Below are 22,557 nucleotides of genomic sequence, written 5' to 3'. Positions count from 1 at the left end.
TGTCGCGGAGCGACTGAGGGGGCAAGCTGGACTTGGGCCGTGTTGGCCCCCTCCGGCCCTCTGGGCCACCTCCCCCGCATCGCGGGGGAGGATCTAGTCTCGCTAATAAGGCAGCTGATCCACCGGCGGAGGCGTGCCCGCCGGGGTCTCCGCCGCCGGGCCTTCCGGCGTCGGTTCCGGGTTGATCAGGTCACCGATCGGGTCCTCGGTGGCCACGGGCGGCGGCTCGACGATGCCGCCGGGGATCGGGGTGGCCTTCAGGCGGGGCAGGGCCGCGGCCATGAAGGTGCGCCAGATCTCGGCCGGAGCGCCGCCGCCGGTCACCCGCTTCATCGGGGTGTTGTCGTCCTTGCCGGTCCAGACGGCGGTGACGAAGCCGCCGGTGTAGCCGACGAACCAGGCGTCCTTGTAGTCGCTGGTGGTGCCGGTCTTGCCGGCCACGTCATAGCCGCTGACCTTGGCGCGCGCCCCGGTGCCCGAGGCCACGACCTGGCGCATCATCTGGTTCATGTACTGCAGGGCCGGCGAGCCGATCACTGCGGCGCGGGCCTGCTTGTCGACGCTGTGGTCGTACAGGACCTTGCCGCTGGCGGTGCGGATGCGCTCGATGCCGTAGCCCTTGGCCAGGAAGCCGCCGTTCGAGAACGGGGCGTAGGCCTGGGCCATCTCCATCGGCGAGACCTCGACCGCGCCCAGGGCCATCGACGGGTCCAGCTGGATCTTGCTGGTGATGCCCAGGCGCTTGGCGGTGGCGGCGACGTTGCTGGTGCCGACCTCCGAGGCCAGGCGCGCGGCGACCGTGTTGATCGACTGGGCCAGCGCCGTCTGCAGGGTCATCGGACCCAGATACTTGTTGGTGTAGTTGCGCGGCTCCCAGTTACCGATCTTCACCGGCTCGTCGACCACCATCACGGCGGGCGTGCGGCCCTGCTCCATGGCGGTCAGATAGACGAACGGCTTAAAGGCCGAGCCGGCCTGGCGGCGGGCGGTGGTGGCGCGGTCGAACTGGGTCTCTGCATAGTCGGCGCCGCCGACATAGGCGCGGATGCGGCCCTCACCGTCGATGGCTACCAGGGCCGCCTGCTCGACGCCCTGCTTGATGTGACCGTCGACGCCCAGCTTGACGGCGCGTTCGGCCGAGGCCTGGATCGGCAGGTCCATGGTGGTCTCGACCACCAGGTCCTCGGTCGGTTCGCCGACCAGCGAGCGGACCTGGGCGTCGATGTAGTCGGTGAAGTACTGGGCGCGCTGGTTGGCCAGGGTGGCCGAAACCTGCACTGGAGTCTTGAAGGCCTCGCCGCGCTGCTCGGGCGTGATGGCCTTGATGCGCACCATCTCGTCCAGAACGATGGTGGCGCGGCGGGCCGCGCGTTCCTTGGCCGAGACCGGCGAGTAGCGGGCGGGACCCTTCATCATGCCGGCCAGCAGGGCGGCCTCGCCGATGGTCAGCTCTTTGGCAGGCTTGTTGAAATAGCGCTGCGAGGCGGCCTCGATGCCGTAGGCGCCGGCCCCGAAATAGACCCGGTTCATGTACAGGGCCAGGATCTGGTTCTTGGAGAACTTCATCTCCAGCCACACGGCCAGGATCAGCTCCTGGGCCTTGCGGCGATAGTTCTGCGCCGGGCTGAGGAACAGGTTGCGGGCCAGCTGCTGGGTGATGGTCGAGCCGCCGCGCTGGGGCCCGCCGTCATGGGTCATGTTCCAGGCCAGCGAGCGGATGATGCCCCAGGGGTTGAAGCCGAAGTGGTGGTAGAACTGGCGGTCCTCGATCGCCACGAAGGCGGCCGGCACGTATTTCGGCAGGGCGTCGATATCGACCGGCGGCGCATATTGGCTGCCGCGCACGGCCAGCAGGGCCCCTGAACGGTCCAGATAGTTGATCGAGGGCTGGCGCTTGACGTCGTACAGCTTGGAGGTGTCGGGCAGGTCGCTGGCGAACACCGCGAAGAAGGCCACGACGAAGATCAGGCCCCAGACGCCCAGGACCGTGCCCCAATAGACCAGGGCCTGGAGCGGGGTGCGCTGCGGCTTGGCCGCCTTGTTCCCGCCGAAGGGTCCGTTCGCCATGGTCGTCCTGTATGCCTACGCGCCGATAGGGAGCGTGTCCCGTTTATCTCAAGCCCACACAACACGCGACAAGATTGACGAGAGGTGAACGAAGCTTAAGGCGCTCTTGTGACGCTTCGGGATTGGCGGCATTGTGCTACCTGGAATTGAGTTTCCGAAAGGTCCCGACCATGACGCCCTTGGCCGCGCCGTCCGACGCTGCCAAAAGAGCCGCCGTGTACGTTCCTCCCGAATCCCCCGAACTCGATCACGCGCGCGACGTCCTGCGGCGCACGTTCGGCCATGCCGATTTTCGCGGCATGCAGGCGGGGGTGATCAACGAGATTCTGGCCGGCCACAGCGCCATGGCCGTGCTGCCGACCGGCGGCGGCAAGTCGCTGTGCTACCAGATCCCGTCGCTGATCCGGCCGGGCGTCGGCTTGGTGATCTCGCCGCTGATCGCGCTGATGGCCGACCAGGTCCAGGGCCTGCGCCAGGCGGGCGTGGCGGCCGAGCGGATGGACAGCGCCATTTCGCTGGACGAGCGCAGCGACATCTGGCGGCGCATCGACGCCGGCGAGGTCGACATGCTGTACCTGTCGCCCGAGGGCCTGATGCAGCCGTGGATGCTGGATCGCCTCTCGCGCACGCCGCTGGCCCTGATCGCCGTCGACGAGGCTCACTGCGTCAGCCAGTGGGGCCACGACTTCCGGCCCGAATACCGGATGATGGGCCGCCTCGCCGAGCTGTTCCCGAACGTGCCGCGCCTGGCCGTCACCGCCACCGCCGACGCCCGCACCCGCGACGACATCCGGGCGGAACTGCGCCTGCAGGGCGCAGCCGAGTTCGTCGACAGCTTCGCCCGTCCGGAACTGGCCCTGTCGGCCGAGCGCAAGCGCGGCAAGGGTCATGACCGGGTCGTGGAGCTCGTTTTGGAGCGTCCCGGCCGGGCCGGCGTCGTCTATGCCGGCAGCCGCGACTCGACCGAGAAGCTGGCCGAGAAACTCAATGCGGAAGGCATTCCAGCCCTCGCCTACCATGCCGGTCTGGACAAGGCCGTGCGCGCCCGCCGGCTGGAGGACTTTCTGGAGGCCGACGCCGCGGTGATGGTGGCGACGATCGCGTTCGGCATGGGCGTCGACAAGCCCGACGTCCGCTATGTGATCCACGCCGACCCGCCGGCCGCCATCGAGGCCTATTGGCAGGAGGTCGGCCGCGCCGGCCGCGATGGTCAGCCCGCCGAGGGCATCACGCTCTACGGCTCGGCCGACATGGCCTGGGCCGGTCGCCGCATCGAGACCCGCGAGGCCCCGGACGAGGTCCGCCAGGCGCAGAGCCGAAAGCTGCGGCAATTCTACGCCATGCTGGAAGGCGTCACCTGTCGCGCCGCCGCCGTCCGCCGCTATTTCGGCGAGGAGGGCGTGGCCCGCTGCGGGGTCTGCGACGTCTGCGTCTCGCCGCCGACCGGGATCGACGCCACTGAGGCTGCCCAGAAGGCGCTGTCGGCCGTGCACCGCATGGGCGGCCGCTTCGGGCGCGGACGGCTGATCGATCACCTGCTGGGCAAGACCAAGGACGTCACGCCGCAGGAGGCCCAGCTGCCGACCTTCGGCATCGGCCGCGAGTTCAGCCAGCCGGTCTGGCGCGATCTTTTCGACACCCTGATCTTCGAGGGCCTGCTGCGCGAAGATCCCAATGACGGTCGGCCGCTGATCGGGCTGGGCGATGTCGAGGGCGTGCGTCAGGTCTATCGCGGCGAGCGCCGGGTGGCCCTGCGCCAGATGGCCGAGGCCCCCGAGACAGGCCGCGCCACGGGCGCGCGCAAGCGTCGCGAGGGCAAGGCCCTGGCCATTCCGGCCGAGAACCAGGTGCTGTTTGAGGCCTTGCGCGCCTGGCGCCGGGAAGCAGCCCAGGCCCAGCACGTGCCGCCCTATGTCATCTTCCACGACGCCACCCTGGCCGAGATCGCCGCAGCGCGACCGGCCAATCTGACGGCGCTGGGCAAGTCCGGCGGGGTTGGTCAGGGCAAGCTGGACCGTTACGGGGAAGCGGTTTTGAAGGTCGTGCGGGAGAACTAAACGGCTCCCGAGGTGTTAGCTCCCAGTCAAGCCTAGGAGCCTCCCCCAATGACTGACATCAGCAGCTTTACGCCCGACACCTCGTCCGCCGCGGCCGCGCTGGACGGCGCTAAGAAGACGACCGCCGAAAAGACCCAGAAGGCCAAGGAAGCGGTCAGCAAGGCCGTGAAGTCGGCCCGCGAGACCGCCACCGAAGTGGCCCAGCAGACCCGCACCTTCGCGTCGGAAAAGGCCAAGGTCGGCGCCGCCTGGACCAAGGACAAGGCCCAGGTCGCCCACCACGCCGCCGAGGAACATCCGGTCGGCGTCGCGCTCGGCGCATTCGCCATCGGCCTGGGCGTGGGCTTCCTGATCGCCCGGAACCTGGACTAGCCATATCCCAACCCTCTTCCATAGGGAGAGGGAGGGGCCCGCCGCGTAGCGGTGGAAGGGTGAGGGGTTACACCCTCACCGACTGGAGCGCGGCCGTGCTCCCATGGCTATGGATTTTCCGGAAAGGGTGAAATCTCTCACCTCCCATCCCGGCTCGCTGGGATGGGCCCCTCCCTCTCTCTATGAGAGAGGGATTTTCTACAGCGCCAAGCGCTCGGCGTTCACCCCCGCCGCCCGCAGGGCCGCCAGGCGCGCGAACGCCAGGGTCAGGGCCTTCCTCCGCGCCGGCGCCAGAGGCGTGGCCGGGGCCTCGCGCACGATCGCGCCGCCGAAGCCGTCGCAGACCACAAGCCCTGGTTCCTCAGGCAGGATCCCGTCCGGAAAACTGGGCGCGACAGCAAAATAGAAGGCGTCGCAATAGGGTGCGTACTCGCCCCATTTCCGGTCGACGCGGAAGTCTTCCAGCCCCGACTTCACCTCGACGATCAGCACGTCGCCCTTGGGACCCAGCGCCATCAGGTCGGCGCGGCGGCCATTGGGCAGCGTCACCTCGGCCAGCGGCGCATAGCCCAGGTCGACGAGCAGCCGCGCGGCGCCCCGGGTCACGGCCAGGGTGGTCTCGGGTCGGCTCTGGAGCTGGATGATGACGTCCACGACCGCATCATGTTCCAGCTTTGTTCGCTAATCAAGCGGGGCGGCAGGCGGTTCGCTTGAGGTCGTAGCGCGCGAAGGCGTTCTCGGCCTTGGCGGTCTTGGCGACGATCGTCCACGACAGGGTCTCGCCCGCGCGCCGCCAGCGGTTGACGAAGCTGGCGTCGGGATAGGCGTAGGCGATGTCGAAGCCGTCAGCGGTGGCCGCGCCCGCGCCGGTGGCGGTGAAATCGCCGCCGAAGCTGTCGATCCAGAAGCCCGATACGGCCATGGGCGCGCCGCCCTTGCCGCCGAACACCAGGTGGGCGGCGTAACGGTCCTTGGGGTCGGCGACGGCATGGCTCTGGGCCTCGACCAGGAACATGGTCCCTTCGGTGATCGGCTTGGCGGAGAGGTCGAGGGTTACGGCCTTGCCCATGACATGGCCCGTTCCCGTCCAGCAGCCTTCGAGGGCGCGCACCGAAGCCGGGACCGGCGCGGGCGGCGGATCGGCCTGCGCCAAAGCGGGCGTGGCGGCGGCCAGGCCGACGAGCAGGATCCAAGACTTCATGACGTCCCCCGACGCGCGTGATTCACCGCAGGTTGTCTAGCGGTCCGGCGGGGGTGAGCGCCAGGGCGATCAGGGCGTCGGCTGCTTCGTCGGACGCAGCATGCTCACGTCGTAGCCCAGGGCCTTGGCGCGGGCGGTCAGGGCGGCGCGGTCGGCCTCGGTGGGCAAGGTGCGTGACAGCAGCCACAGATAGCGGCCCGAGCCCTCGCCGACGATCGACCAGCTGTAGTCGTCGGCATGGTCCAGCACCCAGTAGTCGCCAAAGAACGGGCCGAAGAAGCTGACCTTGAGCTTGGCGTTGGTCGCCGTGTCGACGACCTTGGCCTTACCCTCGGCCACCTTGGTCGGGCCGTCCACGGCGCCCTGGCGACAGGTGTTGAGTACGCGGATCAGGCCGTCGTCCCGCTTGGAATATTCGGCGGTGACGCCCTCGCAGCCCTTCTCGAAGCGCATGTCGTAGCGGGCGACCTCGTACCAGCGGCCCAGATAGCGCTCGAGTTCGACGGTCTTGGCCGGCTGCGGGGGTTTGGGGTTGCCGACCGGGCCGGCGACGCAGGCGGTCAGGGTCAAGGCGCCGAGCACGGCGAACAGCGGCTTCATGCGGGGTGCTCCGGGTATTCCAGCTTCTGGTAGCCGAGGGCCTTCACGCGCTCGATGGCCACGGCCTTGGTGGCGGCGGGCAGGTCGGGGGTGCGCGACAGCAGCCAGACATAGTTGCCGCCGGGCGTGGCCATGATGCCCCAGCTGTCGTCGGCGGCGCTGTCGAGGATCCAGTATTCCTGCTTCTTCAGCCCGCCCAAGAAGCTCATGGTGAAGCGGTTGTTCTGGCCGCCCGGCAGGATCCGCCCCTTGGTGCTGAACACCTTTTCAGCGCCGCGCGGGGACCCTCGGTGGCAGACCTGACGAACCCTGAAGTTCATGCCTTGGGCGGTAAAACTCGTCGTGGGCGCCTGACAGTTACGCTGGCCCGAGTTGGGTGTGCGCGCGATCTCATACCAGCGGCCAGAGAAGAAGGCGGCAGGAACGGGCTTTGTGGGCGGCTTGGCGGCGGCCCAGGCTGAGCCAGCGACGAGAACCGCCAAGGCGGGCAACACGATGAGGGAGAAGCGCATGGGCGAACCTCTGCTAGGTTCGCCCAAACGCCTGTCGATCAAATGATGTTCCGCCTACTCGGCGGCGATGCTGACTGCGCCGGCCGGTCGGTCCTTGAAGTTGATGGCCTGCAGATAGCGGATGCCGTCCTCGGCGATGTCGTCGCCGACCATGCGCTCGCCCTCGTTCTTCAGCTCGTTGAGGTCGACATACATGGCGTAGAACGCCTTGGTGCGGTCGGTGATGATGCCCGCGTTCAGCAGCGTCTTGACCAGCACCCGGAAGATGTTGGTCTGCTCCTTCATGTTCTCCCGACGCAGGTCGTCGGTCATGATCTTCCCGTACTCCTCGACCACCTTGTCGGGATCCAGGCCGAACTCGGCATAGAGGTCCAGCTGCTGGTGCGGCGAGACCAGGTTGAACAGCAGGGTCTGGAAGCAGTGCGCCGCCCAGTCCTCGATGATCGCGTGCTCTTCGGGCGTCAGCTTGGGCACGGTGCGGTCGGCCCAGATTTTCCCGAACTTGTGGTGGAAGGCCTCGTCGGTCATCACCAGCTGCAGCAGCTTCTTGCCGACTGGATCGTGGATGTTGTTGTAGAAGGTGGCGAAGGCGCCCATGGCCAGGCCTTCCACCAGCATCTGCATGCCGATGATCTTCTTGTAGACCTCGGGCGCGCCGATGATCTCGACCAGCAGGGTCTTCAGCGCCGGGCCGCATTCGACCGGGCGACCCCAGCGGGTGTTGATGTACTTGGCGAAAGCCGTGACGTGGCGGGCTTCCTCGCGGGTCTGGTTGGCGGCGTATTCCTGTGCGCCCTGGTCTTTCAGCACGTGGCACAGGCTGGCCGACAGGTTCAGCGCGCCCTGCTCGCCATGCAGGATCGACGAGAAGCTGCGCAGCACCGACTGGTTGATGAACCGGGTGCGCTGCTTGGGATCGGTCAGGTGGTTCGAGACGTAGTCGGTCGACAGAGCGATCACGAGATCTTCGGGAACCAGCGGCTGGTTCTCCATGTCGAACGGCTCGTCGAAATCGATATAGGTCTTGTCCAGCGGATCCCAGAAGTGGTCGTGGGTCGCGGCGATGATCTTGTCGAAGGCCGACGAGCGGTTGCCGTAGCGGTCGAGTTCGAGCATCGCTTCGAAGTCGTCCGGCGCCACGGCGTCGTACATGGCGTCCTTGGTGATGTTCTTGTCGGTCATGGCGGCGCTCCCTGTCGGCCGGGGGTGCAGGCGGGGCCGTCTGACGCGGCGGTGTCGCCTATCTGAACACTGTCAACTCAACGAACGGCGGTGGTCAAATTAAAAATGACGGCGGCGTCAAGTTTGCTGCAGTGCATTCATCAGGAGGCGGAATGAAGATCTTCGCGCTGACCGGGGCCGGGGTTTCGGCGGAGAGCGGCCTGGGCACCTTCCGCGACAAGGACGGGGTGTGGACGAAGTACGACCTGAGCGAGGTCGCCACGCCCGAGGGTTTCGCGCGCAATCCGGCCCTGGTGCGGGACTTCTACAACGCCCGCCGCGAGAACCTGGCCGGCGCGGTTCCCAATGCGGCGCATGAGGCCCTGGCGCGGCTCGAGGCCGGCCTCGCCGCGCAGGGCGGCGAGCTCTTCCTCTGCACCCAGAACGTCGACGACCTGCACGAGCGGGCCGGCTCGCAGCGCGTGGTGCACATGCACGGCGAACTGGCCGTCAGCCGCTGCCATGCCTGCGAAGCGACATGGCCCGACCCCGCGCCGCTGACGGCCGAGATCGTCTGCCAGGCCTGTGGACGCGAAGGCGTGGCGCGCCCGCACATCGTCTGGTTCGGTGAGATCCCGCTCTACATGGAAGAGATCGAGGACGCCCTGTCCGAGGCCGACCTTTTCGTCTCGATCGGCACCTCCGGCTCGGTCTATCCGGCCGCCGGCTTTGTCGAGATGGCCCGGGCCATGGGCGTGCCGACCTGCGAGATCAATCTGGAGCCGTCGGCCAACGCCTATGTCTTTGACGAGAAGCTGTACGGCCCGGCCAGCGAGGTCGTGCCGCAGTGGGTCGAGCGGGTGCTGACACAAGGCTGACAGCAGCTGCTGTAAAGGAGCCGCCATGGCCAAGACCTTGAAACCGCCCGCCGAGGAAGCCGAGGGATCGTGCGCCTGCGGGGCCGTGCGGATCGCCATCGGCGTGCCGGCCCGCTGGGCGTTCCACGATCACTCGGCCGCCAGCCGCCGCGCCCAGGGCTGCGCCTACGTCACCTATGTCGGCAGCTATCGCAGCCGTTTCCGCTGGCTAGAGGGCGAGGACCTGGTCACCCGCCATGAGCACGAAGGGACGACGCGCAGCTTCTGCAGCCGTTGCGGCGCGCCGCTGGCCATGGAGCGCAAGCGCGCCCCCACCATGATCAACCTGCCCCGCGCCCTGTTCGATGGTCGAACGGGTCGGGAGCCGCGCTATCACACTGCGCTCGATGAGGCGCCGGACTGGGCCTATACCGGCGGCAAGCTGGTTCCGCTGAAAGGCTATCCCGGCGTGATGTGGGAGCGGCCGAAGCCGAAGGTCAAGCGCAAGGCGCTGGACGACTTCCTCTAACGCCCCTCCAGCGCCGCCAGCACGCCGGGCTGGACGCGGGCCAGTTCGGCCAGGCGTTCGATCAGGGCGTCCTTGCTGTCCAGGGCCAGGCCGTCGCGTAGTTTCGCCATCCGCTCGCGGACCTTGGCGAGGTCGGCCGTATTGGCGGCGACGACCACAGCCGCCTGGTGCTTGCAGGCGCCGAACTTCTCGAAGCCCGGGCAGGTGCACGAGCCCTCGCCGGCCGGCGCGCGCAATGTCACCACATAGAGGTCGCCGACGCTGCCGGTGACATGGGCGGTGACCTTCTCGTCCTCGATGGCCACCAGGTCGACCGCGCCGGCCTCGGCCATGGTCGCGCCGGTGTCGAACCAGCGCTCGTCCATGCGTTCGCGCCAGGCTTCCTGATCGAACAGGCTCATTCCTCGTCCTCGATGCGGTGGATGTCGTCGTCCGACAGGCCGAAATGGTGGCCGATCTCGTGTTAGGGACTATCCCAATACCGTCATCGGTGTAATCGGCCCATGGCTTTCCAAAGCTCTTCTATTCGCTCACGCTGGCATTCGCGATCGGCCGTTGCGCGTAGCCCTTGCGCAGCGCAGCGCGGCGGTCGGTCGCGCTCCACCGTCCGGTGAGTTCGCATGGCCGAGCTGCTGTACACAACACGGGATTTCTCTCCACTCGGGCAACCGACAGCCGGCGTGCCGATGTTGCTCGACGGCGAGATGAAACTGATCGAACCGGCGTGCGCTTGGTTGCTGCATATCGCCCTCGTTAGAGGGCGCTCCAGAAGCCCTGAAACTTGGCGTACATATGCCGAGGCTCTGTTCGACTGGTGGCAAACCCTCGAAGCCAACGGCTGGCTTTGGGATGACATCGGCCCGGATGAACTGGCTGCCTATCGGAACGGGATGCTTGAGGGTGGCAGCCAAATAACCGGTCGCGCCTTTGCTCGATCGACTATCAACGCGCGGCTGAGAACGGTGAGCCGCTTCTACCGTTGGTGCGAAGCGGTCAAGTTAATTGATAAGGCGCCTGTGCTGACGGGACTCGGCCCTAGTCGAGGCCGGACCTTTCTGGCCCACGTAGATGCCAGGGGCGGCCGAGGCTCGATCAATGACCTGACATTGCGCACCGGACGACGGTTGCCACGCCCCGCAGAACTTGAGGCAGTTCGAACGATTCTTCGTTCCATGGGGCAACGGGACAGGCTCATCGCCGAATGGGCGCTAACAACCGGCATGCGACGGATGGAAATCGCCAACCTCCGCCTGGCTGAACTCCCAGCGCAATCGATGACCGCCGGAGCTGCGCTGATCCCTGTCGGGCTATCGACCACGAAAGGTGGAAAGCCTCGTCAAGTCTACCCGCCCCTGCCACTCATCGACCGGACCTGGTCGTATGTGAGGGAAGAGCGCGCCGTGGCGATAGAGCGTGCGCGCCGCCGCGGGCGAACGTCTGGGGACCGCGTGTTTCTGACTTCCCGCGCCACGGCTATGTCACCGCGAAGAGTGGGTTCAGTGTTCTATGAAGCGGCCCGGAAGATTGGTGACCCGGTCACATTTCACCGGCTGCGCCACCTCTTCGCGGCTACGATGCTCAGTATCCTGCAAAGGGAGGCGGTGGGGCGGTCCGACATAAAACCGCTACTCGCCCTCCAGACTCTGCTAGGTCACGAGAGCATCGAAACGACGATGATCTACCTCGACGTCATCGCAGCTGACATCGCGCATATCGATGTAACCATGGACGATCTGTTTCGGGATCTTTTCTAAGATGGCCCGCTCCAGAAAAAACTACACGATATCACAAAAGGTGGTGGCGCTTTCCCCGTCGCCTTCGGACCTTATAGTTCGGTTTTCGGCACCGGATGGTGGACCGCCGGAAACATTCGACTTCAACCGTTACGCGGGCAACGGCGATATACGCTGCGCATTCGTCGAAGCTTTTTACGAACACTATTTGTCGGCGGCATCTCAGACCCGCCGTACAGCTTTTTACACGATCAAGTATTTCTTTGATTTTCTTAATTTTCCGCAAAATGCGGCCATTACCGAAACCAAGCTAATAAGTACAGAAACGCTTCACGCATTCATATCCTGGATCGATCACCATCCAGGTTGGACAATTGGCACAAAGAGCGGTGTATGGACGCCGCCGAAGCTCCTTTTGCGATGGATGCAGATTAGACGCCCCGCATGGGTTAGTGACGATCTCGAACTTCCATTCAATCCATTTCCCAATCGCAACCTACATGCAAAGAGGCGCGAGGGTTTATCCAAGGCCGAAATCAAGCGCGTGTTGAATGCTTGTAGGCTTGAAATAAACGAAAGTTGGAATCTGTTCCTGTACGGTCAGTCTGCAATTGCTAGCGGTGAGTGCACCAGCAGAGTTGCGCCCAGAAACCTTGATTTAGCTTGTAGGGCCACTCTGATAAAGGCGCTTCACGATCGCTTTGGCCCAGAAGTGCCCAGTTGGTCGGTGCTCACGAGAAAGGGTGCAGGATTTACGCCCCTCGCTCGCGCTGTTCGGCTCGCCGGTGGTATCAGTTCAATGAGCCGGTACTTTCACATGACGCTGGAAGCGGTGATCCCTTACATGATCGCCATTGGCAGTCAGCTTTTCGCCAACCCTGACGCCCTGAGACTGATCCGCCGCGATTGCTTGTCCGAACACCTTTTTCTTGATGGCAGATCGATAGTTAGCTGGGAAAAGCCGAGGTCGGGACGAACTCAACGTCGGACATTTCTGCGCGACAAGGATATGTCCCCGCCGAGCTTGATCGATCGAGTTCTAGCGATGACCGAGCCGCTACTCGATCGCTGCGAGCCTCGCCATCGGGACCTTTTGTTCATCTATGGCGCGACCGAGCGGCATCGGCAGGTTCAACCGCCGCCAGGCTATCTCATCCTCAACAAACTGGCTGAGTTTGTTCAACGACACGATCTTGTCGATGACGAGGGCGCGCCTCTACGGCTCACGCTGGCCTCCCTCAGAACCACAGGCCTCTCCCTTGCGCATGCCGCGCTTGGCAATGACATCTTAAAGACCCAGGCTCTGGCCAACCACGCGAGCCCTGAGACGACAAGACTGTATGTTGACGCCCCGTCCGCCCGAAATGCCCGGGCTAGCGAGATCGGTAAGCTTCAGGCTCGATTTGTTGACGCGATCAGGGCCGGGCTCTTTGAGGCCCCGCCTGCACCGAGCCACCAAAGCGATGTCGATGCGAGCAGCGCCACCGCCTCTGGTTTCACCTGTTCGGACCCGCTGAACAGCCCCATGCCGGGGCAGCAAAAGGGCAGGCTCTGCACAGCATGGCTTGGTTGCTTTACTTGCCCTCACGCGGTTATTCCGCTGGAATCGCAGACCTTGGCGCGACTGCTCCAGACGCAAATAGCGCTAACGAATGCTAGGCGCACGGTCTCGCCCGATCGCTGGAATGCACTCTACGCTGACAAGTTGGCTATACTTGAGCGAGATATAATACCGCGCTTTCCGGCTGATGCACTTGAGGAAGCGCGCTCGATAATGGCCATGTTGCCACCCACAGTGGAGGTCGAGTGAGGACGTCATGGGCAACCCCTCGTTCGTCCAAAACGGGCTTCAAGCGCCCTTTTCTGCAACGGAGGCGGTCTCGAGCGTCAGCAAATTTGGCGACAACTCGTGGCGGCTAGACATTCCCACGGCCGGCCGGAGGCCCGATCAGTGCGTTATCAACTGGGCTGTGGAGTTGGACGACGGAACACTGCTCACTGACATCTCGCATCGCGCGATCCTAGAGTCGGCAAAAGCGTTCCTCTGGTCTCTTCGCACAAGAACATTGGATGGCCGCAAACGCTGTAGCGCCTCAACCATGTTTTCAAAATCCAGAATATTATTCGTAATAATTCGATGGCTTCTTTCCAATGGAGTTCGTAGATTAAAGGAAATAGAGCCGCATCATATTGATGCCCTCGTTTTGTACCTGAGAGCGAGGGGTGCCGCCTTTAAAAAGCGGGAGGCTCGGCCAACGATCCACAATCGAACTTTAACTACGTATCTTACTGCCGTGAAGGATATGTATAGGTATAGAAAATTTCTTGATGACCACTTGACGTTTGACCCTTTTCCCACAGAGACGACGTATGAAGCAGCGGGGATTACTCGGGAAGATCGAGATTCCATTCCATTTATTCCGGACGAAATTGCGGTCCACATCCTTCAGGATGCAATCAAATGGGTGGAAATCTACAGCGCCACCATTTTCCAGGCACGCTCGATAGCAAGTAACATCTATATCAGGAGCTATAGCAACAGCAAAGAAAGAAAGGCCCTCTCGAAAGCGATAAGGCACAGTAAGTTGCCTGCCGTTCCTGGGTGCGGGAAATACTCGATGAGGGATATTTGCCGATTAGAGCGGCAACTTTACAGCGCGTGCTTTATAGTGATCGCCGGACTCGTTGGAATGCGGGTCAGTGAAGTATTGTCCCTCCAACTCGGCTGCGTAGAACGGCACAAACTCGGCGACACCAGTCAGTCTCAGGCTTACATTAGAGCCATGCTGTTCAAGACCAGTGCGAACGCCACTGGCACGATGCAAACCTGGATTGCCCCCGAACCCGTCGTCGCGGCCGTTGCCGTTTTAGAGCAACTCAGTGGGAACCTGCGTCAAGCTGCTCAATGTCGGGAGCTATTTCTGGTAAAATACAGAGTAGACTCCCCGCCCATAGGCATCACGACAAACCGTATCACCGTTTGGATGGATGATTTTATAGAGGTCTCCGCGCCGCCATTGCACGAAGGGCGCCGGTGGGATTTTTCTACACACCAGTTTCGGAAAACGTTTGCTCGCTTCATCGCTCGGCAAGATCGAGCTCAACTGCTAGGGCTAGCCGAACACTTTAAGCATGCGTCGGTCGCCATGACCGCCAAAGGGTACATTGGCAGCGACTTCGACCTCCTCGCACTGGTGGACGCGGAGCGTCGCGCAGAAACAGCTGTCGCATTGGACGCCATGCTGTCGAACGGCGCCTTGGGAGGGAAGTTGGGCGACCGGATACGAAGCGGAAATTTCGCGTTCCGGGGTCGCGCCGGCGACCAGATACGCCGCGACTACCTGGATTTTGTGCTGCGCGAGACCGATCTCACAGTTCACTCGTGTGAGTATGGCTGGTGCGTCTTCCAGACCGAAACTTCCCGGTGCGACGGAGATGTCGCGCCCAATCCGGTCAATCGGAGCCCTTCGGTCTGCCTTAGCTGCTCCAACTTTGTCGTTGAGGAGCGCCACAGGGCCTATTGGACCGCTCGCCGTGAACGGAACGTCGCCTTGGCGGAAGGCGCTCCGCGCCTAACACAGGCGGTGCTAACGGACGTCATCGCGCAATGCGACACGGTGCTCGCGTCCTTGAACCGATCAGCCGAAGGGCTCGACAATGGGTGATGCGTCAACAAAGCAGGCTTACCTAGACGCGCTCGAGAGACTCCAAAACGCAAGCGGCGTTCACCCCGACCATCTTGGCAGGCTTATCCGGGTGACGCCGACCTCTGTCGCTCGCGAGGCGGGCCTGACCCGGAACCCCCTCTACACGACGCACCGGGATGTGTTGCAGCAGATCACCACATCGGCGACAGCGGATCGCGGCGCGGGACCGGTGACGTCACCATTGTCAGAGCTCAGAGATGAGATTTCGAAGCTCCGAGCAGAAGTCAAATCGCTGAGAGAAGACAGGTCTCGGCTCGCTAGCGAAAATCTATCTTTGCTTCATCGCGCTAGGCTGGCGGAAGGCAGAGCGGGGCGACGCGGTTGAGGTCGGGCCAGGATGTGACAACCGCGCGGAGTGGGGATCTAGGCTGAGGCGCTCCACAGAACCCACCAGCTGAGTTACAGCGTAGGAGATGGCGCTTCCTTGTCAGCGCGCCGCCGCCACAAGAGTTCGAGCCCCTCCGAAGCAATGGGCGGACCGGCGCGAGGCGAAGGCTTTCTAGCGGTTGGAGCCGAGGCGCAGGGGTATTCGAGTCTGCTCATGACTCATCGCTGACGTTGGGAAGGTCTGGTTGTCGCCGGTGGGCCGATCAGCTCAGGAACGTTGTCTGGACCGAGGCCTATCTCGCTTCTAGGCCCCACGTCGTTCGCGACCAGCTCATGAGCCGAGCAGCTAATAGATAAGCAAGGCCAAGACACACCTTGAGCGGGTGGTTCTCCTCCCACTAGTATTTGACGCGAAGCTTACCGGTTGGCCTTGTTGCCGCCGATTACCTCTTGGGATGGCCGACACAGCGGTACCCGACAGTTGAACGACGCCCGCCGTGTTCGCGCGCGGGTGAGGTTGGGAACCTGTAAGAGGCGGAGGATGAATTGATCTCAGCGCTGAGAAAGCAGAAGCCGGACAAGTCGCGATATCGCCGGCCCGCGAAGATCGAGGCATCGCTGCAGACGCTGGAGAGCCTGTCGCGCGACGAGCTTGTTGCTCGCGCCCAGATCCGCGCGCGCGACGATGCCCACTACATCCCGACCGAGTGTTTGGTATATTTCGTACGAGCGAGCCGGGCCGACAATTCGGACGCTTGGTTCGAACGGCTCTATAAGGTCTTGTCCGCGCGCGTGTTGCGCGCGCTGCCGACCGCTGACGCCGCCGACGGAACATCGCGCTTGCTGACGAGGGAGCGTATCCGCGAGAAGGTCTATGAGCGGTTCGTCGAGATGCTGGCGGGCGACCGCCAAGCCTACGATGACCGGCTCGACTTCTTCGAAATTCGGTTCGACATGGCGCTTAAGCGCCTGCGTCAGGACGCGCAGCGGCAAGCATGGCGCGATGAGAATCGCAGCCAGCCGCTCACCTACGACGACGATAACGGCGAGCTGACGCCCGAGATCGAACAGGCAGCGGGAAGCACCAATCCGTTCGAAGGGATGGAAATCGAGAACGCGGCTTTCCGGTTGCGCCTGGACGCAGCGATTGAGGCCCTGCCAACGGAACAAAGCAGGACCATCCAGATGCTTATGCTAGGATATCAAATCCAATCCGAGGATCCGGACGTCATCACGATCTGCAAGGTGCTGAACAAGACGCCCAAGACGATCTGGAACTACCGTGAGCGCGCGTTCAAGACGCTGCGCGAGGTGCTGATCGAAGGGGAAGATCAATGACCGATCCACGCACCAGCCGTCTCGAAGACGTGATTGACGCGTTCGCCATGGAGGAAACCCATGCGAAGGTAACCCTCGATCGCTACCTGACGGCCTATCCGCAGTTCGCGGGCGAGCTGATCGACCTGGCGCGCGAGCTTATGCAAGCCGAGCCTGCGGACGAAGAGCTGTCGGCCGCCGACCTGGCCATGATCGATGCCGGTTGGCTTAAGCACGCCGCCGCCCAGCCAAAAGCCGTGGCGGACCCGTTCGCGGCGCTGTCGCCGACGCGGAGCCGCGAAATCGCGACCGAAATGGGCGTCCCACGCCAGGTCGTGACGTCTTTCCGCGAGCGCCGGATTCAGCCGGCCTCGGTTCCCCGCGGCTTCATGCGGAGGCTCGCGGACGCGGTTTCGATCTCGCCCGACGATCTTTTCGCCTGGCTCTCACCCCCGCCCGCACCCGCCTTCGCCCGCAGTTATCGGGCTGATGCGCAACCGACGGCGGCGACCCAGGTGCCTTTTGAGCGCGTCCTGATCGACGCGGGCGTGTCCGAAGACGATCGGGCGCGGTTGTTAGCGGACGTCGACTGACATGGACGCTGCTGAACTAGGCCGTCGCCGGGCCGCCGATCTTCATGAGCAAGCGGTCTTGACCGGAAAGGATCCGCGGCAGCCCTATGCGTTCGTGCTCGCGGAAGCCAAGCGTCGCGGTCTGGACGTAGAAAAGGCGACTCCAGGGGCTGGGATCCTCGACGGCGGCCGGGCGACGTACGTACCCGCCGATGGCCTGATCATCCACGAGAACATCGGCTCTGACTTCGAGCAGGCGTTCCTCGTCGCGCACGAACTGGGCCACGTCGAGCTCGGTGATGAAACCGGGCCGGTGACTATCACTGAGGTCGACGCCGTGCGGCCGGCCGAGCCGTCCCCGGTCGGATTCGACCGGGTTGTCGACTACGGCCGCCACCAGCGCCGGGAGGTCCAGATGGACCTCTTCGCGCGTGAATTCCTGCTGCCGCGCGCGTTCGTCCGGCGACTTCACGTCGATGAAGGCCTGACCGCGTCGCAAATCGCGGCGCAGATGGGCGCGCCGGTCGATGTTGTCGCTCAGCAGTTGCTCGACTCCCTATTGCTCCCGGTTGAACCTCTGATCCCCGAGAAGCCGCACGTCGAGCGGCCACTCAACCCGCTCCAAGCCGCAGCGGCCCAGCATCGGGGCAAGGCCTATCTGCTCGAGGCGGGCCCCGGGACCGGCAAGACCCAGACGCTGACAGGACGGATCGAGGGCCTGCTCGCGGACGGGGTCGATCCGCGGCGCATCCTCGTCCTGACCTTCTCCAACAAGGCCGCCGGAGAAATGACCGAGCGGATCGCGCGCAAGAACCCTGACGCGGCCGCTGCGATGTGGATGGGCACGTTCCACGCCTTCGGCCTCGACATCGTGCGGCGTTTCGCGCCCCAGCTCGGCTTGCCGAAGGCCCCTCGAATGATGGACCGCACCGAGGCGGTCGAACTGCTCGAGCAGGAGTTTCCCCGCCTTCGCTTGAAGCACTACCAGGACCTCTACGACCCCACCCGCAACATCGCTGACATCCTGTCGGCGATCTCGCGCGCCAAGGACGAGGTGGTCGACGCGAGCGAATACGCCGCCTTGGCTGCGGCGATGCGCGCCAAGGCGGCGACGAGCGACCAGATCGATGAGGCCGATAAGGCGGCGGAAGTCGCCGTGGTCTACGACGCCTACGAACGGCTCAAGCGCCAGGCGCACTGCATCGATTTCGGCGATCTGGTGTCGATGCCGGTGCGGCTTCTCGAAAGCGACCCCGGGGTGCGCGCGAGCATCCAGGGCGCGTACGACCATGTGCTCGTCGACGAGTACCAGGACGTCAACCGGAGCAGTGTGCGCCTGTTGGAGGCGATCTGCCCGACGGGCGAGAATCTCTGGGTCGTCGGCGACGCCAAGCAGTCGATCTACCGGTTTCGAGGCGCTTCGTCGTTCAACACCGCGCGCTTCGGTAAGGACGACTTCCCGGGCGGCGCGCGCGGCCGCCTGGAGCGTAACTACCGGTCATTTAAGGAGGTGGTCGACACCTTTTCGGCTTTCGCGGCGCAGATGAAGGTGTCGGACGGCGACGCTGGGCTCGAGGCCGATCGCGGGGCGCTAGGCACCCCCGTCGAGCTCCACGCGGTCCGGCAAAGCGACGAACAGGTTGTCGCCATCGCCGACGCGATCGAGGCCATGAAAGCCGCCGGCCACAAGTACCGCGACCAGGCGGTGTTGTGCACGGGCAACGAGCGCTTGTCGTCGATCGGGCGGGACCTCGAACGCCTGGGCATTCCGGTGCTCTTCTTGGGCAGTCTGTTTGAACGGCCGGAGGTCAAGGACCTGCTGGCGATGTTGTCGCTGCTGGTCGACGCGCGCGCCATGGGCGTCGTCCGGGTCGGGACCTCGCCTCAGTTTTCGTTATCGCTTGGCGACGTCGCCCTGGTGCTCGGCGCGCTTCGTGACGCTGAAGAAGACGACGTGCCCGGCGGGTGGTCGAAGATCGACCCAGCGATCTTGAGCGAGCCCGGTCAGGCCGCCTGGGGACGCCTCCAGGCCGCGCTCGCGGGGTTCACCGAAGCATCCTCGCCATGGGACGTCCTGGCCGCGGTCCTGCTTGATCGGACGCGGATCGCCGCCGACATCGCCACCGCGACCTCGGTGTCTGATCGGTCGCGTGGGATCGCGATCTGGCAATTCATGAACTTCTTACGCGTCCAGCCGCGCGGGCGCGGGTGGCCTGTAAAGCGCCTGCTCGACCGCGTCCGGCGGCTCGTCCGGATCGGTGACGACCGCGACTTACGCCAGCTGCCGGCCGCCGCACAAACCCTCGACGCGGTTCGGCTCATGACCGTGCATGGGGCCAAGGGCTTGGAGTTCCCGGTGGTCCATCTGCCCGGGCTGAACCAGGACACCTTGCCCGGCAACGCCAAGTCCCCGGCCTGTCTGCCGCCTGACGGCATGGTCGCCGGCGGGGAGGGCGACGCCCTGACGGTGTTCCGCGCCGGCGACGCCGAAGAGCGCGAATGCTTGTTCTACGTCGCCGCCTCACGGGCGCGCGATCGCCTCTTCCTCTACGCGGTCACCCACAAGTCCAACGACGCGGCGCGGCCTTTGTCGCCGTTCCTCGATCGTCTCGGGACCCACCTGGCGCGCCGATCGATTACGCCCACTCGAACCCTTCCGCCCAAGCCCGAGGACGCACCGATCAGCTTGGTGGTCGCCGGCAGGCTCCAGTTCACCGGGTCGCAACTCTCGCTCTATGAGCCATGTCCGCGACGGTTCTTCTACACATATGTGCTTCAGATCGGCGGCCGGCGTTCCGAGACCGTCTACATGCTCATGCACGAGGCCGTGCGCGCGGTGACGCAAGCCGTCGTGGCGGGGACGATCGACATTACGACGGATGCGGACCTGGCCCGCCACGTCGCTCAGGCGTGCATCGACCATTGCCTTGCGGACTGCGGCGTTCTCCCTGAACTTCAAGCCGCCGCGATCGACATGGTCCGCTATTTTCGATCGACGCGGGCGGGCGCGAAGGCCGTGCCATCCACGCCGCTTCGCCTAACTTTGGACGGCGATGAACTGGTGTTTCGCGCTGAAGACGTGGTCACAGCGCCCGACGGGACGTTGGTGTTCCGGCGCGTGCGCACCGGGCGGATGCGCTCGAAGGAGGATTCGGACGTCGGTGCGGCCTCGTTGCTGTTGGCCGCGCAGCAGCATGGGTCTGGCGCCCGCGTCGAACTGGTCCATCTCACCGACCAGGCGATCACGGCCTTGAGCTTGAGCGCCACGGTGCTGCGTAACCGCCAAGAGAAGCTTTCGACCTATCTCGCCAGGATCAGGGCCGGCGCCTTCAGCGCCGTCCCGTCGGAGCGCACGTGCCCTGGGTGCCCGGCGTTTTTCGTCTGCGGCCCGGTCTCGCCCGGCGCCCTGAACATTTAGGTCCGACGCCTTACCGGTTCGCCGCCTTCGTATCGATTGACCCTTTGAAGCCCACGAGGCTGGTCAACAAGCGAAGGAAACCTACTTATGAATACCCCCAACAATGGCGGTGAACCGCCCAACCTCGAGCACGCGCTCGAAGACCTGAAGACGGCGGAGCACGACCTGGCGCTGGCCCACGAGGCCGAGCACCGCGCCGAGGACGAGATCCGCAAGGCCGAGCACGAGATCGAGGACGCCCTCGCGCACCGCGAGACCGAGATCATCGTCAACTCGCGCCCCCGCGAGATCCCTGGCAAGGTCGCCGGGTTCGAACAGGTCGTGCAGCTCGCCTTCCCGGGCGGCGCCGCCGACCAGAACACGGTCTACTCCATGACCTACCGCCACGCAGCGGCGCACCCGCACGCGGGCGAACTCGGCCCCGGCGGCAAGGTCGAAGTGAAGAACGGGACGGTCTTCAATGTCACCCGCACCGTTCGCTCGTAGCGCTGACCTGAAGCAGCTCCGCGAGGACGGTTACCTCGTGCAGATCAAGGGCAATCTCTTGGTCCTGCGCGAGGTGCCGTACCTCAACGCCAAGCAGGAGCTGAAGCGCGGCACCCTGGTCTCCACCCTTAACCTGGCTGGAGACCAGACCCAAGCGCCTGAAACGCATGTGATTCACTGGATCGGCGAGTTCCCGTGCAGCGTGGACGGCCGCTCGATCGAAGCGCTGCGTCACCAGGATAACCCGACGAACCTGGGCCATGGCCTGATCGTCAGTCACGGGTTCTCGAACAAGCCGGAAGGGGGCTACCGCGACTACCACCACAAGATGACGACCTACATCGCGGTGATTTCGGGCCCGGCGACGACCGTGTCGCCAGGCGTCACCGCCCGCGGCAACGCGGTCCCGGAAGAGGAGGAGGCGTCGGTGTTCAACTACACGGACACCGCCACTGGGCGGGCCGGCCTGGGCGCTCTGGCTGAAAAGCTGGCGCAGGAGACGGTCGCTATCATCGGCGTCGGCGGGACGGGCGGCTACATCCTCGACCTGGTGGCCAAAACGCCTGCGCCGGAGATCCGCCTGTTCGACGCGGACGACTTCATGTCGCACAACGCCTTCCGGGCACCCGGTGCGGCGTCCCTGGAGGACCTGCGTGAACTGCCGCTCAAGGTCGATTACTGGGCCCAAATCTATTCGCGCATGCGCAAAGGGATCGTGCCGCATCCGGTCGCCATCGACGCCACCAACGCCCACCTGTTGGACGGCGTGACCTTCGCCTTCATCTGCATCGACGATGGCCCGTCGAAAAAGGCGGTGATCGACAAGCTCGAGGCGATCGGCGCCTCGTTCATCGACGTCGGCATGGGCCTGCAGCTCGACGATGGCTCGCTCGGCGGCATCCTGCGCATCACCGCCAGCACGCCGGCCAAGCGCGACCACATCCATGCTGGCCGCATTGATTTCAGCGACGACAAGGGTGAGGACCTATACGCCACCAACATCCAGGTCGCCGACCTCAACGCCCTGAATGCGGTCATGGCCGTGATCAAGTGGAAGAAGCTGCGCGGCTTCTACCGGGACCTAGAAGGCGAGCACCACAGCACCTACACGACCGACGGCAACCTGCTGCTGAACGGGGATCAATAATGCTGAAGCACAAGCACCTGGATCATCAGTTTGTCCGGCACATGCCGGACAAGCTGAGCCCCGGCATCCTTTATATCTCGATGGAGTACGCCACGGCCTCGCACCTGTGCTGCTGCGGCTGCGGCGAGGAGGTGGTGACTCCGTTCGCGCCGGCGCAATGGAAAATGACCTTCGACGGCGACGCGGTCTCGCTGCATCCGTCGGTCGGCAACTGGCTGTTGAAGTGCCGGTCACACTACGTCCTGCGCGAAGGGCGAGTTGTGGATGCGGGATCGTGGTCAGATGCGGAAATCGCGGCTGGCATTCTGCGCGATGGGCGTGCGCGGGCTGAAATGTTTGATCCGCCGGCGCGAATGGTTGCCCACGCACCCGCGCCTGCCAATGCTTCGACCCAAAAGAGGAGCGCGTGGGCCCGCTTCACCGCTTGGCTCTCAGGGAGGTAGATCAGAGTCCAGAGCAGCATCGCGGTCGGTCGTACAGGTGCCAATGAGATC

The 22,557-nt window shown here is 64.4% G+C and carries 20 protein-coding genes and 1 pseudogene; 13 read left to right on the top strand and 8 right to left on the bottom strand.

The features are described from left to right. Positions 1 to 102: 102 nt before the first annotated feature. Positions 103 to 2,067 carry a penicillin-binding protein 1A gene (locus tag ABDW31_RS23505; protein ID WP_343699707.1) on the bottom strand — a complete coding sequence of 655 codons (1,965 nt, stop codon included), beginning with the start codon at positions 2,065 to 2,067 and terminating at the stop codon, positions 103 to 105. Positions 2,068 to 2,282: 215 nt separating this feature from the next. Here ABDW31_RS23505 and recQ point away from each other — a divergent pair, with 215 nt between their 5' ends. Next, a complete protein-coding gene (gene recQ, locus ABDW31_RS23500; protein ID WP_343699706.1) occupies positions 2,283 to 4,124 on the top strand; it encodes a DNA helicase RecQ in 1,842 nt (613 codons plus the stop codon). 48 nt (positions 4,125 to 4,172) lie between these two features. Next, positions 4,173 to 4,496, top strand: coding sequence for a hypothetical protein (locus tag ABDW31_RS23495; protein ID WP_184714669.1), 324 nt, complete (start codon positions 4,173 to 4,175; stop codon positions 4,494 to 4,496). 198 nt (positions 4,497 to 4,694) lie between these two features. Here ABDW31_RS23495 and mmcB read toward each other — a convergent pair whose 3' ends face one another. The 5 genes from mmcB to ABDW31_RS23470 all read right to left on the bottom strand — a co-directional run bounded on the left by mmcB (position 4,695) and on the right by ABDW31_RS23470 (position 7,991). After that, positions 4,695 to 5,150 carry a DNA repair putative endonuclease MmcB gene (gene mmcB, locus ABDW31_RS23490; protein WP_343699705.1) on the bottom strand — a complete coding sequence of 152 codons (456 nt, stop codon included), beginning with the start codon at positions 5,148 to 5,150 and terminating at the stop codon, positions 4,695 to 4,697. Positions 5,151 to 5,181: 31 nt separating this feature from the next. Next, positions 5,182 to 5,697 (bottom strand): hypothetical protein, encoded by a 516-nt coding sequence (locus tag ABDW31_RS23485; RefSeq protein ID WP_343699704.1) that lies wholly within the window; start codon positions 5,695 to 5,697, stop codon positions 5,182 to 5,184. A gap of 69 nt (positions 5,698 to 5,766) precedes the next feature. Beyond that, positions 5,767 to 6,297 carry a lipocalin family protein gene (locus tag ABDW31_RS23480; RefSeq protein WP_184714662.1) on the bottom strand — a complete coding sequence of 177 codons (531 nt, stop codon included), beginning with the start codon at positions 6,295 to 6,297 and terminating at the stop codon, positions 5,767 to 5,769. Continuing rightward, on the bottom strand, positions 6,294 to 6,809 hold the full coding sequence (locus tag ABDW31_RS23475; protein ID WP_343699703.1) for a lipocalin family protein: 516 nt from the start codon (positions 6,807 to 6,809) through the stop codon (positions 6,294 to 6,296). Before ABDW31_RS23475 ends, ABDW31_RS23480 begins: the two co-directional genes overlap by 4 nt. A 54-nt stretch (positions 6,810 to 6,863) precedes the next feature. Then, positions 6,864 to 7,991, bottom strand: a complete 1,128-nt coding sequence (locus tag ABDW31_RS23470; protein ID WP_343699702.1) for a ferritin-like domain-containing protein — start codon at positions 7,989 to 7,991, stop codon at positions 6,864 to 6,866. A gap of 152 nt (positions 7,992 to 8,143) precedes the next feature. Here ABDW31_RS23470 and ABDW31_RS23465 point away from each other — a divergent pair, with 152 nt between their 5' ends. Next, positions 8,144 to 8,848: an NAD-dependent deacylase gene (locus tag ABDW31_RS23465; protein WP_343699701.1), complete on the top strand. Its 705-nt coding sequence runs from the start codon at positions 8,144 to 8,146 to the stop codon at positions 8,846 to 8,848. 25 nt (positions 8,849 to 8,873) lie between these two features. Beyond that, positions 8,874 to 9,356 (top strand): GFA family protein, encoded by a 483-nt coding sequence (locus ABDW31_RS23460; protein WP_343699700.1) that lies wholly within the window; start codon positions 8,874 to 8,876, stop codon positions 9,354 to 9,356. On the opposite strand, the gene ABDW31_RS23455 is transcribed toward ABDW31_RS23460, so the two are convergent. Next, positions 9,353 to 9,757, bottom strand: a complete 405-nt coding sequence (locus tag ABDW31_RS23455; RefSeq protein WP_343699699.1) for an SWIM zinc finger family protein — start codon at positions 9,755 to 9,757, stop codon at positions 9,353 to 9,355. The two genes, ABDW31_RS23460 and ABDW31_RS23455, sit on opposite strands and share 4 nt — an antisense overlap. Then, a pseudogene (locus tag ABDW31_RS23450) lies at positions 9,754 to 9,819 on the bottom strand (metallopeptidase family protein); the annotation flags it as partial. The gene ABDW31_RS23455 and the pseudogene ABDW31_RS23450, both read right to left, overlap by 4 nt. Before the next feature lie 157 nt (positions 9,820 to 9,976). Between ABDW31_RS23450 and ABDW31_RS23445 the strand changes: the two are divergent. The 9 genes from ABDW31_RS23445 (at position 9,977) to ABDW31_RS23405 (ending at position 22,506) form a co-directional block, all read left to right on the top strand. Then, positions 9,977 to 11,110, top strand: coding sequence for a tyrosine-type recombinase/integrase (locus ABDW31_RS23445; RefSeq protein WP_184714652.1), 1,134 nt, complete (start codon positions 9,977 to 9,979; stop codon positions 11,108 to 11,110). Between the two features lies 1 nt (position 11,111). Beyond that, positions 11,112 to 12,899, top strand: coding sequence for a site-specific integrase (locus ABDW31_RS23440; protein ID WP_184714650.1), 1,788 nt, complete (start codon positions 11,112 to 11,114; stop codon positions 12,897 to 12,899). Positions 12,900 to 13,425: 526 nt separating this feature from the next. After that, a complete protein-coding gene (locus ABDW31_RS23435) occupies positions 13,426 to 14,754 on the top strand; it encodes a hypothetical protein (RefSeq protein WP_221444583.1) in 1,329 nt (442 codons plus the stop codon). A 915-nt stretch (positions 14,755 to 15,669) separates the two neighbouring features. Beyond that, entirely contained in the window at positions 15,670 to 16,461 is a 792-nt protein-coding gene (locus ABDW31_RS23430; protein WP_343699698.1) for a DNA-binding response regulator, read from the top strand. Continuing rightward, complete coding sequence (locus tag ABDW31_RS23425; RefSeq protein ID WP_343699697.1) at positions 16,458 to 17,033, top strand: hypothetical protein; 576 nt, start codon at positions 16,458 to 16,460, stop codon at positions 17,031 to 17,033. Before ABDW31_RS23430 ends, ABDW31_RS23425 begins: the two co-directional genes overlap by 4 nt. Before the next feature lies 1 nt (position 17,034). Then, positions 17,035 to 20,430, top strand: coding sequence for a UvrD-helicase domain-containing protein (locus tag ABDW31_RS23420; protein WP_343699696.1), 3,396 nt, complete (start codon positions 17,035 to 17,037; stop codon positions 20,428 to 20,430). 87 nt (positions 20,431 to 20,517) lie between these two features. Continuing rightward, positions 20,518 to 20,916, top strand: coding sequence for a multiubiquitin domain-containing protein (locus ABDW31_RS23415; RefSeq protein WP_343699695.1), 399 nt, complete (start codon positions 20,518 to 20,520; stop codon positions 20,914 to 20,916). Continuing rightward, positions 20,891 to 22,063 (top strand): ThiF family adenylyltransferase, encoded by a 1,173-nt coding sequence (locus ABDW31_RS23410; protein ID WP_343699694.1) that lies wholly within the window; start codon positions 20,891 to 20,893, stop codon positions 22,061 to 22,063. The genes ABDW31_RS23415 and ABDW31_RS23410 overlap by 26 nt, the downstream gene beginning before the upstream one ends. Next, on the top strand, positions 22,063 to 22,506 hold the full coding sequence (locus ABDW31_RS23405; protein WP_343699693.1) for a DUF6527 family protein: 444 nt from the start codon (positions 22,063 to 22,065) through the stop codon (positions 22,504 to 22,506). The genes ABDW31_RS23410 and ABDW31_RS23405 overlap by 1 nt, the downstream gene beginning before the upstream one ends. The last annotated feature ends 51 nt before the right edge of the window (positions 22,507 to 22,557 follow it).

Origin of the sequence: Caulobacter sp., from assembly GCF_039596335.1 — a bacterium.
GTDB lineage: Bacteria > Pseudomonadota > Alphaproteobacteria > Caulobacterales > Caulobacteraceae > Caulobacter.
This window is presented reverse-complemented; position numbering and strand designations above follow the sequence as displayed.

What these genes read in the sequence shown, in the direction of transcription:
- ABDW31_RS23475 (WP_343699703.1), bottom strand. Translation starts at nt 6,809, where the DNA reads ATGCGCTTCTCCCTCATCGTGTTGCCCGCCTTGGCGGTTCTCGTCGCT.
- ABDW31_RS23505 (WP_343699707.1), bottom strand. Translation starts at nt 2,067, where the DNA reads ATGGCGAACGGACCCTTCGGCGGGAACAAGGCGGCCAAGCCGCAGCGC.
- ABDW31_RS23420 (WP_343699696.1), top strand. Translation starts at nt 17,035, where the DNA reads ATGGACGCTGCTGAACTAGGCCGTCGCCGGGCCGCCGATCTTCATGAG.
- ABDW31_RS23470 (WP_343699702.1), bottom strand. Translation starts at nt 7,991, where the DNA reads ATGACCGACAAGAACATCACCAAGGACGCCATGTACGACGCCGTGGCG.
- ABDW31_RS23425 (WP_343699697.1), top strand. Translation starts at nt 16,458, where the DNA reads ATGACCGATCCACGCACCAGCCGTCTCGAAGACGTGATTGACGCGTTC.
- ABDW31_RS23445 (WP_184714652.1), top strand. Translation starts at nt 9,977, where the DNA reads ATGGCCGAGCTGCTGTACACAACACGGGATTTCTCTCCACTCGGGCAA.
- ABDW31_RS23455 (WP_343699699.1), bottom strand. Translation starts at nt 9,757, where the DNA reads ATGAGCCTGTTCGATCAGGAAGCCTGGCGCGAACGCATGGACGAGCGC.
- ABDW31_RS23480 (WP_184714662.1), bottom strand. Translation starts at nt 6,297, where the DNA reads ATGAAGCCGCTGTTCGCCGTGCTCGGCGCCTTGACCCTGACCGCCTGC.
- ABDW31_RS23405 (WP_343699693.1), top strand. Translation starts at nt 22,063, where the DNA reads ATGCTGAAGCACAAGCACCTGGATCATCAGTTTGTCCGGCACATGCCG.
- ABDW31_RS23460 (WP_343699700.1), top strand. Translation starts at nt 8,874, where the DNA reads ATGGCCAAGACCTTGAAACCGCCCGCCGAGGAAGCCGAGGGATCGTGC.
- ABDW31_RS23485 (WP_343699704.1), bottom strand. Translation starts at nt 5,697, where the DNA reads ATGAAGTCTTGGATCCTGCTCGTCGGCCTGGCCGCCGCCACGCCCGCT.
- ABDW31_RS23415 (WP_343699695.1), top strand. Translation starts at nt 20,518, where the DNA reads ATGAATACCCCCAACAATGGCGGTGAACCGCCCAACCTCGAGCACGCG.
- ABDW31_RS23410 (WP_343699694.1), top strand. Translation starts at nt 20,891, where the DNA reads ATGTCACCCGCACCGTTCGCTCGTAGCGCTGACCTGAAGCAGCTCCGC.
- ABDW31_RS23440 (WP_184714650.1), top strand. Translation starts at nt 11,112, where the DNA reads ATGGCCCGCTCCAGAAAAAACTACACGATATCACAAAAGGTGGTGGCG.
- ABDW31_RS23495 (WP_184714669.1), top strand. Translation starts at nt 4,173, where the DNA reads ATGACTGACATCAGCAGCTTTACGCCCGACACCTCGTCCGCCGCGGCC.
- ABDW31_RS23465 (WP_343699701.1), top strand. Translation starts at nt 8,144, where the DNA reads ATGAAGATCTTCGCGCTGACCGGGGCCGGGGTTTCGGCGGAGAGCGGC.